Annotated in this window: 10 protein-coding genes; 2 read left to right on the forward strand and 8 right to left on the reverse strand. The window is 55.9% G+C overall.

All coding sequences use genetic code 11. From position 1 onward, the window contains the following. Positions 1-15 precede the first annotated feature (15 nt). From EGT74_RS02550 to EGT74_RS02560, 3 genes are read right to left on the reverse strand one after another with little or no spacing between them, the layout of a single operon-like run. A complete protein-coding gene (locus EGT74_RS02550; protein WP_123844966.1) occupies positions 16-1656 on the reverse strand; it encodes a sodium:solute symporter in 1641 nt (546 codons plus the stop codon). A gap of 10 nt (positions 1657-1666) precedes the next feature. Beyond that, positions 1667-2887: an enolase C-terminal domain-like protein gene (locus EGT74_RS02555; RefSeq protein ID WP_123844967.1), complete on the reverse strand. Its 1221-nt coding sequence runs from the start codon at positions 2885-2887 to the stop codon at positions 1667-1669. Positions 2888-2909: 22 nt separating this feature from the next. After that, on the reverse strand, positions 2910-3677 hold the full coding sequence (locus EGT74_RS02560) for an SDR family NAD(P)-dependent oxidoreductase (protein ID WP_123844968.1): 768 nt from the start codon (positions 3675-3677) through the stop codon (positions 2910-2912). A 396-nt stretch (positions 3678-4073) separates the two neighbouring features. Here EGT74_RS02560 and EGT74_RS02565 point away from each other — a divergent pair, with 396 nt between their 5' ends. Continuing rightward, on the forward strand, positions 4074-4946 hold the full coding sequence (locus EGT74_RS02565; protein ID WP_123844969.1) for an AraC family transcriptional regulator: 873 nt from the start codon (positions 4074-4076) through the stop codon (positions 4944-4946). A 59-nt stretch (positions 4947-5005) separates the two neighbouring features. Here EGT74_RS02565 and EGT74_RS02570 read toward each other — a convergent pair whose 3' ends face one another. From EGT74_RS02570 to EGT74_RS02580, 3 genes are read right to left on the reverse strand one after another with little or no spacing between them, the layout of a single operon-like run. Then, positions 5006-5587 carry a precorrin-2 dehydrogenase/sirohydrochlorin ferrochelatase family protein gene (locus EGT74_RS02570; RefSeq protein ID WP_123844970.1) on the reverse strand — a complete coding sequence of 194 codons (582 nt, stop codon included), beginning with the start codon at positions 5585-5587 and terminating at the stop codon, positions 5006-5008. Positions 5588-5605: 18 nt separating this feature from the next. Continuing rightward, the gene (gene cobA / locus EGT74_RS02575) at positions 5606-6382 is read right to left on the reverse strand and encodes a uroporphyrinogen-III C-methyltransferase (RefSeq protein ID WP_123844971.1); all 777 of its coding nucleotides are present in this window, start codon (positions 6380-6382) and stop codon (positions 5606-5608) included. 26 nt (positions 6383-6408) lie between these two features. Beyond that, positions 6409-8526, reverse strand: a complete 2118-nt coding sequence (locus EGT74_RS02580) for a HEPN domain-containing protein (RefSeq protein ID WP_123844972.1) — start codon at positions 8524-8526, stop codon at positions 6409-6411. Between the two features lie 866 nt (positions 8527-9392). Here EGT74_RS02580 and hxpB point away from each other — a divergent pair. Further along, positions 9393-10055: a hexitol phosphatase HxpB gene (gene hxpB, locus EGT74_RS02585; protein ID WP_158617970.1), complete on the forward strand. Its 663-nt coding sequence runs from the start codon at positions 9393-9395 to the stop codon at positions 10053-10055. 326 nt (positions 10056-10381) lie between these two features. On the opposite strand, the gene EGT74_RS02590 is transcribed toward hxpB, so the two are convergent. Together EGT74_RS02590 and EGT74_RS02595 are read right to left on the reverse strand one after the other, a co-directional pair. Beyond that, the gene (locus EGT74_RS02590) at positions 10382-11920 is read right to left on the reverse strand and encodes a SusD/RagB family nutrient-binding outer membrane lipoprotein (protein WP_123844974.1); all 1539 of its coding nucleotides are present in this window, start codon (positions 11918-11920) and stop codon (positions 10382-10384) included. Positions 11921-11934: 14 nt separating this feature from the next. Next, the gene (locus EGT74_RS02595) at positions 11935-15111 is read right to left on the reverse strand and encodes a SusC/RagA family TonB-linked outer membrane protein (RefSeq protein ID WP_220392796.1); all 3177 of its coding nucleotides are present in this window, start codon (positions 15109-15111) and stop codon (positions 11935-11937) included. Between the last annotated feature and the right edge of the window lie 58 nt (positions 15112-15169).

A 15169-nucleotide genomic window follows, 5' to 3' on the forward strand; every position in this document is an offset into this window, starting at 1 on the left:
CTATCAACGTGGTGCTTATCTGAAAATCCAGTACAATACTCCCATTGTCAGCAGGAGGAGCACGGACAGTGTTTTATAGTTTCCGATTCCATTCCATCCCCTGCTTTGCAACGGTTCGCGGAACGAGCGCCAGTAGAGCGTGCCGCTTTGCGCCGTATGCGTAACCGGGTAGATATAAGACAGCGTTACCTGCAATACCACACAGGCCGCGAACAGGTAAAAGGCCATCATCATAAAAGGCACTTTCGCCAATACGCTGGACGGGTACAGTTTATTCACCGCATACACCACCGCACCGAGCAGCGAGCCGATCCACAACGTGAACTGCGCGGACTTCGGCGACGCCTTCTTCCACCAGATGCCCAGCAGGAACACGCAGGTAATGGGCGGAGCGATGTGCGCGATCACATCGTTGATTCCCTCAAAGAGGCTCTGGTATTGGTTCAGCAGCGGCAGCAATCCCACCGACACGAGCAATGCGATGCCGGATGCCCACCGCCCTACTTTGACCAGTTTAACATCCGGCGTGTCCGGCTTGAATCTTTTGTACAGGTCGTAACTCGCCAGGGTGGCGATGGAATTGAGCGCGCCCGCGATCTGGCTCATCAGCCCCGAGAGCAGCGCCGCCACCAGCACACCTATCAAGCCGGAAGGCAGCAACTGGGTGATCATGAGGGTGTAAATGCCTTTGGTGTTAAGGGTGTCGCTGCCCGCCTGCTGCAGGGCGCTGACGTTGAGCCCGCCGGACCGATACAATGCGTAGGCGAACAAACCGGGCAGCACAAAAATGAAAACCGGCAGTATTTTGATGAATCCGCAGAACAGTGCGCCCACCCTGGCGTTGTTTTCGTCTTTCGCGCCCAGCACCCGCTGCACGATGGTCTGATCCGCGCACCAGTACCAGATGCCCAGTACGGGGTAGCCGAGGAACACCGCCAGCCACGACATGCCGCTGGCGTCGCCCGCGGGGCGGAGCATGCTGAGTTTATCCATCGCGTTGTGCTCCTGTAGCACCGCCGTCATCGGCTGCCAGCCGCCCATTTTGGTCCAGGCGGCGATGGTGATGATGATGGCGCCTGCGATCAGCACCACGCTCTGTATCGATTCCGTCACCACCACGGCCCGCAGGCCGCCTACGATGGTATAGAGCCCGGTAAGGGCGGCAATGATGATGATGCTGGTGTACATGTTGATGCCGAACAAGGTTTCCAGTACAATGCCCCCGGCGAGAAAAGAAAAGGCGATATGAATGATGACGGCGGCGATGATGGACACGAACGCCAGCCAGTCACGGCAAGCCCTGTTATACCTTCTTTCGAGAAAATCGGGTAGCGTGGCCACCCCCGAACGGATATAAAACGGCACAAAGAACAGCGCCAGCAAAATGAGCGTGAAAGCGGCCATCCATTCGAAGTTGCCATTGAGCAACCCCGTATCGAACCCGCTCTGGGCAAGGCTCACCAGGTGCAGGCACGAAATGTTGGTGGCGAACAGCGCCAGCCCGATCATCGGCCAGCGCAGAGTTTTGCCTGCCAGGAAATATTCGCTGGACGAAGCATCCTTCGCCGTTTTCCTGCGTGTGCCCGCCCACAGACCGATGACCACGATCAACAGGATGTAACCTACTGCAATAACGATATCCGCCGTATTGACCATTTTTTCCAGATTATTTTAAATCACAGCTGCTGCCCGGCTCCTGCGGCGTAACGTACACGCCGTTTTCGATGCGCACCGGGTGCAGGAAATGTTCTTTCAAATGAGGGATGTGCTCGAGAAACAAAGCATCGTGCCCCATAGCGATATGATTGAACAGCACGAGGTGCTGGTGTAATTGCCCCATATCTCCCACGTGCGGCACTACGGGCACGCCGAACTTCCGGCACAGCAGGCTGATGGTGATGAACTCGCTCACCCCGCCCACTCTCACGGCATCCGCCTGGATGAACCCCGCGCAGCCGGTCTGGAGGTAATTCTTGAACACCACGCGGTTGGGCACATGCTCCCCCAGCGCGAGCTTCACCGGCGCAATCGCTTTGGCGAGCGTAACGTGTGCGAGCACATCGTCCGGATGCGTGGGCTCTTCCACCCAGTACGGGTGCATGTGTTTTAATTCGTTGCAGATGGAGATGGCCTGCGGCAGGGTCCATTGCTGGTTGGCGTCGAGCATCACTTTTACCTGCTCCCCTACCGTATCCCGTACGATGTTGGCGCGGCGGATGTCGCGCAGGGGATCGGCGGAGCCTACTTTGAGTTTCATCGCTACGAAACCCTCCGCCAGCGCTTTTTTACAGTTCTCGCGCACCTGTGCGTCGTCGTAATTGAACCAGCCCACCGAGGTATCGTAACCCGGGTAACCGCTTTGCAGGATGGCTTCCCTGGCGGCTGCACCGGGCGCTTCCTTTTGCAGCAGGGCGATCGCTTCTTCGCGCGTCAGCACGTCTTCGAGGTAAGAGAGGTCGAGCGTGTTCACCAGTTCTTCCGGGCTCAGGCTGATCAGCAATTTCCAGAGCGGCACACCGCGTTTTTTGGCCCAGAGGTCGAAGCAGGCATTGGTGACGGCGGCGAGGCCGAGGTGCACCACGCCTTTATGCGGGCCCAGCCAGCGGAACTGCTGCTCGTTGGAGAGCGCACGGAAGGTGTTGCCGAAGCCGTGCATCAGCGTTTCAACGTCTTGCCCCTTCAAACGGCCGGCGTAAAATGCCGCCGCTTTGCACACCAGGTCGTTCCCTTCGCCCAGTGTAAAGGCCAGCCCGGCGCCGGTGGTGCCGTCGTCGTCCGTCAGTTTGGCCACGGCGTAGGCATATTGCGGGTTGGTATGTACCGCGTCGCTGCCGGCGCCGTTTTTCAGATCGTACCGCCTGTCCGCCGCTTCAATACTTTTTATCATGCAGTTGTGTTGACTCGTTTTTTTAAATAAGCGCCCGGTATCCTAGTTCAGCCCCACCGGAGACGGGCAATATGCACCCGGTGATGAAACGCGCCGCATCGCTCAGCAGGAACACGCAGGCATCGGCGATCACGTCGCCTTTGGGCATGGGGCCCAGCGGTTGCAGTTGATCCAGGTATTGCCGCATGGCTTCCCTGTTGGGCTGTTCACGGCTCCAGGCTTCCAGCATCGGCGTGCTCACGGCCGCCGGCGCTACGGCGTTCACCCGGATGCCGGCGGATGCGTAATCCAGCGCCATCGCTTTGGTGAGCGCGTTCACCGCGCCTTTCGTGGCCACATAGGCGGCGTGATTCTCCTGCCCGATGCTGCCTACCAGCGAGCTGGTGTTCAGGATACAGCCGCGGGATTGTTGTAAATGACCGATACCGGCTTTGGTGGTGCGGTAAATGCTCTTCAGGTTCACGTTCATCAATTGGTCCCACTCGTCTTCCGTGGTGCTGTGCAGCGGGCTCGACGGCCGCGCGATGCCGGCGTTGTTGTGAATGCCATCCAGCCGGCCGTACCTGCTGATGATATCCGCCATGACGCGTTGCACATCGTCCTCCCGCGTCACGTCCGCCGTAAAAAAGGCATGATCGCCTTTCAGCGCCGCACGCTTCGCCTCATCAACCGGATGAATGTCCACGATACAGACCAGCGCCCCGGCAGCAGCATAAGCCTTTGCACATTCCCATCCGATGCCGTCTGCACCGCCGGTGAGGAGCATCACTTTATCTTTTAATAATTGCATGTCTGAATTTTTTTGGGATACCTTGAACGTTTGGATAAAGTTAAAGCATCCGGTGTGGCGGTGATCACTATCCTGCACCTCCATCCATATCCGCCAGTCTTTTCACACTGTAACCGTATCCGCGGCATGAGCCCACGCCGCGGCACGTTCTTCCTCTCATTCGTGGTTTTTCCGTGGAATATGATATCAACAAAACTAATGGCGGCCACACCGGAATACAACCGGCTCATTGACCAGTTATCGGCGTATATTAGCATGCAATCTCACCCGGCAGTACAATCCTGCTAATTTGGGACGCATCCCTTCCCCGCTCCACTGAGAAGCAGAATTTGCAGAATGCCCATAATTCCCTAATATTAGCCTGTATTCGTTCACTAATTCAGCCTGCCCGCTAATATGAAACCGGTTTTTACCAAAATACAGGAAGACGTGCAGATGGATGTGTTTGCCGTCCGCGTCATCGACCTCCCGAACTTCTCCACGGAATTCCATTTTCACAGGGAATGCCAGATGGTGTACGTGGAAGAAAGCGAGGGCAAACGCATCATCGGCGACAGCGTGGAGATTTTCAGCAGCGGGGAGCTCATCCTGCTGGGACCGGATATTCCGCATGTATGGTACAACGACCGGCGGTACTTCGAAAAAGGGGAAAACGAAACACATGCCCGTTCGCTCGCTTTATTTTTCGACCCCGATAAACTGACGACCGCCATGGAGATGTTCGGGGAGGGGAATCACATCGCCGCTTTACTGAAAAAAGCCCGCCGCGGCATGAAGTTTTCCGGCAAAACGAAAGAGGAACTGAAGCAGCTGATGCACAACATCACCGCACAGCAGGGCATGCACCGGCTGACCACGTTCATGCAGATACTGGAAGTGCTCATCCGTTCGAAAGAATTCGAACTGCTGGCCAGCGAAGGCTACGTGAATACGTACCAGGCGAAAGACAACGACCGGATAGACCGCGTATTCACCCATGTATTCAGCCATTTTAAAACAGACATCCAGCTCGATGCCGTCGCGAAACTCGCGCATATGAACAAACAGGCTTTTTGCCGGTATTTCAAAAGCCGTACGCAAAAAACGTTCGTGCAGTTTTTAAACGAAGTGCGCATCGGGCATGCCTGCAAGCTGATGGCCGACGGCGAGCGGCAGATCGCCAGCCTGGCTTATGAATGCGGGTTCAACAGTCTTTCCAATTTCAACCGCTTTTTCAGGGAGATCAAAGGCATGTCGCCGCGGGAATACATCAAGCTGCTGGCCGTATAAAAAGAACGAGGCTGCTCCGTCCGGAACAGCCTCGTTCTTTTTATAGTCTCAGATCATGTTTATTTTTTGTCCACCAGCACGCTCGTCAGCTCGTTGAGTTTTTTCACCTTGTCGGCGAAATCCCCTTTCAGCCGGTCGCGGATGGCGTTCAGGTGCTGCAGTACGTTTTCAAGCGAATCGGGAATGGCGTCGGCCAGTACTTCTTTCAGTCTTTTGGCGATGGTGGGCGATTTGCCGTTGGTGGAAATCGCGATCTTGAGGTTGCCCTTCTGCACCACGGAGCCCAGGTAAAAGTCGCACAGCGCCGGCGTATCCGCCACATTGATAAGCACTTTGGAGGCCTTGGCCTTTTCCCAGATGCAGGTGTTCAGCTCTTTGTCGGACGTAGCGGCGATCACCAGGTCTTTCCCGAAAATATCGCCGCACGAAAAGGCTTTCTGCACCAGGGTAACATTCGGATAACCCGCGGTAATGGTGTCCATCTCCGGCAGAAACCAGGTCGCTACAACGGTCACACGCGCAGCGGGACAATTCTGCAAAATGGCGTTCACCTTTTCACAGCCCACATTTCCGCCTCCCACTACCAGCACCTGGAGCTGCTCCAGTTTGAAGAAAACGGGAAATAAATGATTGGTCTCCATACGCGCGCGGTTTTATTGTTAAACGGCCAGTTTATAATCTTCCGCTAATTTACTCTGTAAAGCCTGAAATGCCTCATGGAAACGCACAACTTCGCCGATCACGATGATGGCGGGGTTGCGCAGGCCCTGCTGCGCGGCAAACACCGCCAGGTCAGCCGCCACCCCTACGCCTATTTTCTGGCTGGGCAGGGTACCGTTCTGGATGATGGCCGCGGGTACCTGGCCTTTGCCCAGCTGGCTATAGATGGCGGCGATCTCCTCCAGCTTGCTCATGCCCATGAGGATCACCACCGTGGTATCCGCCTGTATGGCGTATTCCAGGTCGCGCGACAGTTTACCGTCCTGCGTGGTGCCGGTGATCACCCAAAACCCTTCGCTCACGTTACGCGCGGTAACGGGGATTTTATTGACGCCGGGCACGGAGATGGCGCTGCTCACGCCGGGCACCACTTCCGTTTCGATGCCGTATTGCTGTGCGGCAGCCAGTTCTTCCTGGCCACGGCCGAACACGAATGAATCACCGCCTTTCAGGCGCACCACATTGCCGTAGGTGAGCGCATATTTAACGATCATGCGGTTGATTTCCGCCTGGGTATACACATGCATGCCGGCGCGTTTGCCCACAAATCTTTTCAGACAGTTCTGCGGCGCATTGTCCAGCAGCTCATTGTTGCTCAGCGCGTCGTACAGGATAACCCGGGCGTTCTGGATCGCCTTCAGCCCCTTTACGGTAATCAGGTCCGGGTCACCGGGCCCTGCCCCTACCAGCGTCACTTTCGGTTGTGTTGTTTGCATGATCGTTATTTTTTAAGGTTGATCGGTTAGGCGTTCACGTTAGCCGCCTGTTTCTCCGCGCGGTACTGCTGCGCGCGGTCATAAAATGCCTTGGCCTGCTGGTAATACTGTTTGGCGAAGCTTTCGGTAGGCTCGTGCTGGTTGATCTGCAGCACCATGTTACGGAAAGTACCCTCCAGCGGGAAGCGGCCGGTTTCTACAAAGTGTTTGTCAAAATCGCTCATGATGCCGTGCTGCGTGTTGCAGTTCACGTTCTCGTCGAGCAGGATGGACTTGGCGGTCTGGATCATGCAGGCATAGGCCTGGTAGATACCGTCGGCCCAGGCGTTGTTGGCGAACGACTGTGCGGCCCATTCCAGTTTTTCTTCCGCTTCGAACAGCAGGGTGGCGATCAGGTCGATCATCACGCCGGCGCATTCCCCTACACCGATGGCGGTGCTGAAGGATTCGGCCTGGCCCCAGTCGATGAAATCACCGTCCTGGATGCTGGTCAGGTCGGCCAGCGGTTTCAGCAGTTCGTAGAAATATTTTTCGCCTTTGCGGTCGTAGTAGTCGTTGAACAGCTCCTTGTTTTCCGCGTTGGCTTCGTAGTCGTACAGCAGGGTGCGCAGTACGTCCGGGCCGCGGCGGCTGGGAACTTTCAGCACCTTGTCAGACACCCGGCCGGCGCCGTCGCGCAGCGTACCGCCGCCGAGCAGCACCTGCAGGGCCGGCAGCACTTTACCACCGCTCTTCAGGGAAGAGCCGTGGAAGCCGATGTGCGCGAGACCGTGCTGGCCGCAGGAGTTCATACAGCCGCTGATTTTTATTTTAATGTCGTTGTTGTAGATGAGGTCCGGGAATTCGTCGTGGATCACGCCTTCCAGTGCGGCGGCGATGCCGGTGCTGCTGGAAATACCGAGGTTACAGGTGTCTGTACCCGGGCAGGCCGTGATGTCCGCGATGCTGTCGAAACCTGCGGCGGAGAAGCCGGCTTCTTCCAGCAGGCTGAACACGTACGGCAGGTATTCGGGGCGCACATATTTCAGCAGCAGGCCCTGGTTCACCGTTACGCGCACATCGTCTGCCACCACGGGGCGCAGTTTTTCCAGCAGCGCGCGGGAGGTAACGGAGCCGATGTCGCCCAGCGGTACGCGGATGTACGCGCCGAAGAAACCTTTCTGCTTCTGCTCGAAGGTGTTGGTCTTTTTCCAGGCTTCGAACTGTTTTTCGTTTTTGATGGTGAAGGCAGGCAGTTCCACACCGGCCGCGGGAGCGGCAGGTTCGGCCCAGGCCGCATAGTCCACCGGCACGGATTTATTTTTAACGGCTTTGTATTCTTCTTTCACGAGGCGCTCGAATTCTTCCATGCCGATTTTCTGGATGAGGAATTTGATACGCGCCTTATGACGGCTGGCCCTTTCGCCGTGGCGGTCGAACACGCGCAGCACGCTTTCGATGTAGGGGATGAGCTGGTCTGTTTCCAGGAATTCGAAGGCTACTTTGGCGAGGTAAGGCTGTGCGCCCAAACCGCCGCCCACGAGCACTTTGAAGCCGCGCACTTCTTTACCGTCCACCACGCGCACCTTGGGAATCACACCCAGGTCGTGCATGAAGGTCAGGGCCGTATCCCTTTCGCTGCTGGAAAAGGCGATCTTGAATTTACGGCCCATATCCTGGCAGATCGGGTTACGCAGGAAATACCGGAAAGCCGCGTCGGCGTATGGCGTTACATCAAACGGTTCTTCCGGATCGATGCCGGCCTTGTCTGATGCGGTGATATTACGAACGGTGTTACCGCAGGCTTCGCGGAGCGTGATATCGTCCAGCTCCAGTTTGGCCCAGAGCTCGGGCGTTCTGTCGAGCGATACGTAGTGGATCTGAATATCCTGGCGGGTGGTCAGGTGCAGGTTGCCCGTTGCATATTCGTCGGAAATATCCGAAATACGTTTCCACTGCTGCAAAGTCATTTTACCATACGGCAGTTTGATGCGCACCATCTGCACCCCTTGTTGGCGCTGACCGTACACGCCCCTGGCAAGACGGAGGCTGCGGAATTTTTCGTCCGCAATCTTTCCTTCGCGAAACAGCCTGATCTTTTGTTCCAGTTCGATAATGTCTCTTTCTACGATCGGATTTTCCAGTTCGGTTCTGAAGCTTTGCATGATAATTTAGTTGCTCGTGATAAAATTGGTATTCAGTCGTGGTATTTTTTTTAAACTTCCGGCACAGGCCCTTAAAAAACAAAACCCCCGTTGCATATCGGAGGCCTTCGTTGTATGATCCTGAAAACTTTATTTCGCTCATATATTGAAACCCTCCTAGTCTGTTGAGACATCCCAACAGTACACGCACATATTCATCATCATATTATTATAACCCATATTCCTATAGAATTTGTAGAGTAATACAAAGGTATAGTCTGGGAATGTAAACACAAAACTTTTTTCATAAAAAAACAGGGGGATAAATTAGAAAATATCTAATGGGTGGGCCGGCCCGGCGGGGGCGCCCTGGTGTGGCGGCCGTTGCGTCGCACTCTTCAGCGGCGGTAGGGGCATGGGCGGAAGCGGGAGGCGTTGAGGCGGTGGCAGTTATGCTTCCGGGCGGGCGATGTGGCCGGTGCGGTGGTTTGGCAGGCGGGGCAATGAGGTTACGGCAGGTATGCCATTGCACCTGGTGAGGTTGTTTGACGGAAGCCCCTGTACTACGACAACCGGCCCGGTGCGAGGTTTAGCTGGCGGACATTAAGGTAAACCGCTTGTCATTACAACCGATGTACGGTGACAACCAGCGGGTTCGTGGGTTTGCTGGCAAACATTGAGGCTACGGCAGTTATGCCACCGCACCTCCCATGCACGGTGACCACCGGGCTGGTGTGAAGTTTGGCCCACAAAGGCAACCGCTGTTATGCCCTTGTACCGAAGCCGGTATCCTGCGGCGGCGTTGCAGGGGCCCTCCTATTCCGTTGAACAGCAGCAGTTACAGTTGCCCCATTTTAGCTACCTTTGCGGCGCAAATAGTAAAAGTTATGATCAATACGGTGATTTTCGACATGGATGGTCTTTTAATCGACTCGGAGCCGCTGTGGGGCGAAGCCCTCCGCGAAGTGTTCTCTTCGGTGGGCGTCAGCCTGTCCCCCGAGCTCACATCGCATACTACCGGCCTGAGAACCAAGGAAGTAGTCAGCTACTGGCACGATTACTTCAAATGGGACAGCAAAAGCCCCGAACAGGTCACCACCGAGATCATCGATACCGTCACCGGTAAAATACTGCGGGGCGGCCGCGCCATGGAAGGCCTCTCCTACATCCTCGACTATTTCCACGCCCGGAACTTCAAAATCGGGCTGGCCTCTTCCTCTCCCCGCCGCCTCATCGAGTCGGTATTGCAACATTTATCCATCCGCGACCGGTTTCACGCGGTTACCTCCGCGGAATTCGAATCCTACGGCAAGCCCCATCCCGCCGTATACCTCGCCTGCGCAAAGGAACTGAACAGCAACCCGCTGGCCTGCCTGGCTTTTGAAGACTCGGTAACCGGCATGGTAGCCGCCAAAGCCGCGCGCATGAAAGTGGTCGTAGTACCTGAGGCACACCGCCGGCACGACCGCCGCTTCAACCTCGCGGACCTCCAGCTGGATTCACTGCTGGAATTCGGGGATGTGCAGCTGAAGGAACTGGGCGGTGCATAAGGGCTCGCCGGTTACACCGGCAGTCCGGCCGCTATCTTCATGTATGTTCTTCTACCAATCAGAAAACATCGAGCCGGTTACGCTGGCAGTTCGACAATTATCTGCCTCTGAATAAAAGGCGCTCAATAACAACAACGGCTCAAATGATATTTGAGCTGTTGTTGCTTTAGTTAAGATGCGTCCATTTACTTGTGGGCTTAGAACCTGCCCATTCTATTGCCCGGAAAACATCGTTCTTCTGCAATTGCCTTGCTTTCCGCGGCGGCATCCATAAAAAAACGGCACAAACATTCATCTGTGCCGTTTCTACTATGATAATGATTGGTCTATTTATTCCACCACAGCCTCGTCTCGATCTTGTCGTTCCCCTGTGCAGCTACCGCATCCTGGAAGTTTTCAAGGTTAACGGTCTGCTCCTTCTGCGGGTAATACACCCTTGAAGGAATGCCGTTGCCGGCCAGCGGGATGAACTTCTTCATTTCGGGATCGGTCACGGGGGCAGTGGGCCATACCACGTCGCCCGGTTTCACGAGGAATTTCGGGAAGCCGGTGCGGCGGATGTCGGCCCAGGCCTCATTCCCCTGCATGTAAAGGGCGAGGTATTTCTGCGACAGCACGGTTTCCTGGCTGGCTACGGGCAACGCGGCTACATAGACATTTTCAGCGGCGGCATCCACTCCCCATTTCTGGAGAGAAGCGCGTACGCCTTTGATGTATTCGGCCTGGTCCCAGTTTTTGTATTCGGATAAGAGGAAACTCACTTCGGCATATTCCATCAGCACTTCGCTGTAATCGGCCGCGTTCACTACGGTGCCGGGCAGGCTGATGTCTTCCGCTTTGAGGATGGACGCTACGCTCGGGTGCAGGCCGTAGGGCTGCCCTGCGTATTCACCGCGACTGTTAGGCCGTGCGTAAATGCGCAGGCGCGGGTCGGGCGCGGTAAACGGTCCGGCAGTCCCTTTCAGCACATTGATGAGGATGTGCGATACGGAAAAGTCGCGGCGGTTTTCGGTCACCGTATTGCGATACAGCGGCGCCTCGTTCGGGGCTTTGGCTTCATATTTCAGCGCGGCGTTTTCCGCGTTGCTGCCGATGAGGCCGCCGGCAATCGCTTCCTGGATATGGGTTTCAGCCAGCTGCGGCAGTTTGGCGCGTACCCTGATGGCGATGCGCAGGCGCAGGGAGTTGGCGAACTTCTTCCATAAATCGGGCTTGCCTTTGTAAATACCGTCGTAGTTGCCGAAAGTAACGGCGCTCACGTCAATTTGAGCAGCGGCTTCTTTCAGTTCCTTCAGCAGGTCGGTATAAATTTTTTCCTGCGAGGCGTATTTGGGTTTCACCACATCGGGGTTCACCTTCAGCGCCTGGAAATCCGGGTCGGGATTGCCGTAGGAGTTGTAAGGAATGTTCCCGAACGCATCGGTGAGCGAGAGGAAAGCATATGTTTTCAGGATGCGGGCGATGGCGATCTGGTTCTCGTTCGGGCCCACGTTGGCGGTTACCCTGGTTTTGGTAGCCGGGTCGGTGTTCAGCCGGATGATCTGCTCCAGGTTGTTGAGCGCCTTGTAGGCATTGTCCCAGTAAGTATCCGAATTGCTCCGCGGCAGGTCGTAGCGCGATTCGGTGGTGTACTGGTTCTGTGAAAAATATTGTGCGAACAGCATCGAGCCGCGGAAGTTACCGGCGGAGCCGCGCGCATTGTCGAGCACCAGTTTCTGTGCAACCGATAAAATGGTGGTGGTGGGCACGTCTACAGGGCGGTTCGGGTCCGTATTGATTTCGGCGAACTTCTTGTCGCTGCAGGAAACAAGCCCCACGGCGGCCGCTAACGTGAATGTATATACTAAAATGAGATGTTTTTTCATGTCGAATCTATTTATCAGAATTTCACCTGTACGTTCAAACCAAAAGTAGCCGGGATAGGCAGGTTACCACCTTCCACGCCCTGGATGTTGCCGCCGCTGTTGGTCAGCTCCGGATCGATGTATTTGCTGGCGGTATAAATGTTCCAGAGGTTCCTGCCGTAAGCGGATACCCTTACCTGGCGCACCGTCGAAGTCTTACTGAAAGGAATGGTGTAACCGGCGGTCACTTCCCGCAGTTTCACGAATGTGGCATCGAGGATGCTCTGGGAAGTGGGGCCCGTCGAGAAGCCGTATGCCCAGTCGTATGCGGAAATGCGGGTGGTGTTTTCTTTCACGTTGCTCACGGTGTAAGTACCGTCCGCATTGTACACCACGGTGCCGTTCACGCCGCCCAGCACGAGGCCGTTTTCGCGGATGCCGTTTTCGGCGGTGGGTTTCAGCATACCGGTCTGCATCCCTACTTTATAGGTCTGGGAGAAGAATTTACCACCCACGCGACCGTCTACCAGGAACCCGGCGTCGAATCTTTTATAAGTGAAATGCTGCTGGATGCCGAACTGCCAGTTGGGCAACACGCTGCCGATGGGTATCAGCTGCTCCGTGCGGGCGTAGGCGCCGTTGGCGTTGATCACTTTCTGTCCGTCGGGAGCATATACAAAATCATAGCCCATCAGCTGGCCGTAAGGCTCTCCTTCGCGGGCCACCAGGGTTACGAGCGAACCGGTGGGGTCCGTCAGCGGGAAGGTGGTAACGCCTTCGTTCAGTTCCACCACTTTGTTACGGTTGGCGGACCAGTTGAGGGTCACGTCCCAGGTGAAGTCCTGCGTCTGTACCGGCGTGCCGTTCAGGCTTACTTCGATACCGCGGTTGTTGATCTTGCCGGCGTTGATGTATTTGGATTCATACCCAAAGGCGGTCGACACCGGGATGTTGATGATCTGGTTGCGGCTGTTGTTGTTATACAGCGTCACGTCGAGGCCAATCCTGTTGGAGAAAGCGCGCAGGCTTACACCGGCTTCAGTGGAGCTGGTGATCTCCGGTTTCAGGTCTTTGTTGGCCAGCACGGAAGGCAGTTTGTAACCGGGGTTGCCGTTGAATGCCTGGCTGGCTTCATAGGCCTGTTGCAGCTGGTACGGGTCGGTATCGTTACCCACCTGCGCCCAGCTCAGCCGGAGCTTCAGCAGGTTCAGCCAGCTGCTTTCCTTGAACGGCGCCAGCTCGGACAAAATCAGGCTGGACGATACGGAAGGATAGGCGAATGAATTTTTATCGAGCGGCAGGGTGCTGCTCCAGTCGTTACGGATGGTACCGTCCACAAACCAGAAGTTTTTATACCCCAGCGACACGCTCCCGAACAGGGAGTAAATGCTCTTGTGATAGAAGTTGGATTCGTTCAGCACGCTGCCGGCGTTTTTCAGGTTGTAATAACCGGGAATGATCAGACCGCCCTGCGTGATGGCGTTGGACACACGGCGTTTCTGGTTCATCACGTTACCGCCTGCGTAAGCCGTCAGCGAAATGTTGCTCCAGCGTTTATTGGCGTTGGCCAGGAACTCGTAGTTGAACTCGCTGAAGTTATTGGCGTACTCGGAGTAGTTGCTCTGGCTGCGGGAATACACCGCAATCCTGTCCTGCTGCTGATAGTTGTACAGGTCGGCGTTCACTTTGGTGCTCAGTTGCAGCCAGTTGTTCACGTCGTATGCCAGGCCCACATTCCCGTAAAAGCGGTCGCGGTTTTCTTTGAGATAACTTTCGTAGGCAGACCAGTACGGGTTGTCGATGTACTTGGTGCTGCGCCCGATGGTGGTGTTTTCCCAGCTGTTCCTGTTCCAGGCGCGGGGCGTACCGTCGGGGCGTTTATACTCGCGCAGTTTGTCGTAATCGATCTGCGTTTGGCCCCACTGGAAGGCTTCGAGCATGATGTTACGGTTGGATGCGCCCGTCCAGGGACGGCCGGTGCTCTGGTTTTTCACGTAGTTGAAGTTGGCCGTGGCCAGGAAGCGTGAAAAACGGGAAGAGCCGGAGAAGTTGATGGTGTTGCGGTGCAGGCTGGAATTGGGCACCGTGCCGCGCACCGTTCTGTTGGTATAAGAAAGGCGGAAGGTCTGGTTTTCACCGCCGCCGCTGATGGATACGTTGTTGGTGGAGGCGATGCCCGTGCGGAAGAACGAGGTCACATCGTGTTTGGGATATGCCCAGGGCTCCGGTTTCAGATAGGTGTCGGTATATTCCGGATCGAGGTTGTACCAGTGCAGTACCGGCGTGCCGTCGAGTTTCGGGCCCCAGCTTTCGTCCATGCCGTAGTCGACGATCTTATAGGTCTGCCCGTTGATCACCGCTTCCTGGAATGTGTTGCTTTTACCGCCGCCGTAGAGTTTCTGGCGTTCGGGGAGGCGCACGATCTTTTCAAACTCGATGCCGGAGTTCACGGTCACGTCGAGCCCTTTGCCGGCGCGGCCTTTTTTAGTGGTGATCACGATCACGCCGTTGGCGGCGCGCGTGCCGTACAATGCGGCGGCGGCGGGCCCTTTCAGTACGTTGATGCTTTCAATATCGTCCGGGTTCAGGTCCTGGATCATATTGCCTACATCCTTACCGGCAGAACCGTTTACGGTGCTTTTGGTATTGAGGTCCGCGTTGTCGATCGTAATCCCGTCGATCACGAACAGCGGCTGGTTGTTGCCGGAGATGGAGTTGATGCCGCGCAGCAGCACCCTGCTGGAGCCACCCATGTTACCGCCCGATGAAACCACCTGGAGGCCGGCCACTTTGCCGGAAAGGGCGCCCAAAGCGTTGGTGGGCCGGGTTTGCAGTTCGGCGCTTTTCACTTCCTGCACCGAATAACCCAGCGCTTTTTTGCTGCGGGAAATGCCGAGGGCCGTTACGACCACTTCCTGCAGTTGTTTATCGGCAGGCAGCAGCACCACGTTGATGGAGGTCTGCCCGTTGATGTCTACCGATCTGGTTTCCATCCCGATGAATGCAAAGGTGAGCAGTGTGGCGGAATCCGGTACGGCGAGGGTGTAGTTGCCCTCTGCGGAGGTAACGGTACCGGTGGCGGTTCCTTTGATGAAGACAGTAACGCCTGGTAGTGGTTGTCCGCTTTCGGCAGTCACTTTGCCGGTAATTTTCCTGTTTTGCGCATATGTAGTCAGGTTGGCCAGCAGCAAAAGCAGGGTTAGTTTGTACAAATGTCTCATGGTTCGTTTACCCTATTAATTATATAGACTTTATAGGGAGCGAAGGTAG

Source organism: Chitinophaga lutea (genome assembly GCF_003813775.1).
GTDB lineage: Bacteria > Bacteroidota > Bacteroidia > Chitinophagales > Chitinophagaceae > Chitinophaga > Chitinophaga lutea.

Bases quoted from the DNA above. Each gene is read 5' to 3' on its own strand.
- EGT74_RS02550 (WP_123844966.1), bottom strand. From the start codon at position 1,656: ATGGTCAATACGGCGGATATCGTTATTGCAGTAGGTTACATCCTGTTG.
- EGT74_RS02555 (WP_123844967.1), bottom strand. From the start codon at position 2,887: ATGATAAAAAGTATTGAAGCGGCGGACAGGCGGTACGATCTGAAAAAC.
- EGT74_RS02560 (WP_123844968.1), bottom strand. From the start codon at position 3,677: ATGCAATTATTAAAAGATAAAGTGATGCTCCTCACCGGCGGTGCAGAC.
- EGT74_RS02565 (WP_123844969.1), top strand. From the start codon at position 4,074: ATGAAACCGGTTTTTACCAAAATACAGGAAGACGTGCAGATGGATGTG.
- EGT74_RS02570 (WP_123844970.1), bottom strand. From the start codon at position 5,587: ATGGAGACCAATCATTTATTTCCCGTTTTCTTCAAACTGGAGCAGCTC.
- cobA (WP_123844971.1), bottom strand. From the start codon at position 6,382: ATGCAAACAACACAACCGAAAGTGACGCTGGTAGGGGCAGGGCCCGGT.
- EGT74_RS02580 (WP_123844972.1), bottom strand. From the start codon at position 8,526: ATGCAAAGCTTCAGAACCGAACTGGAAAATCCGATCGTAGAAAGAGAC.
- hxpB (WP_158617970.1), top strand. From the start codon at position 9,393: ATGATCAATACGGTGATTTTCGACATGGATGGTCTTTTAATCGACTCG.
- EGT74_RS02590 (WP_123844974.1), bottom strand. From the start codon at position 11,920: ATGAAAAAACATCTCATTTTAGTATATACATTCACGTTAGCGGCCGCC.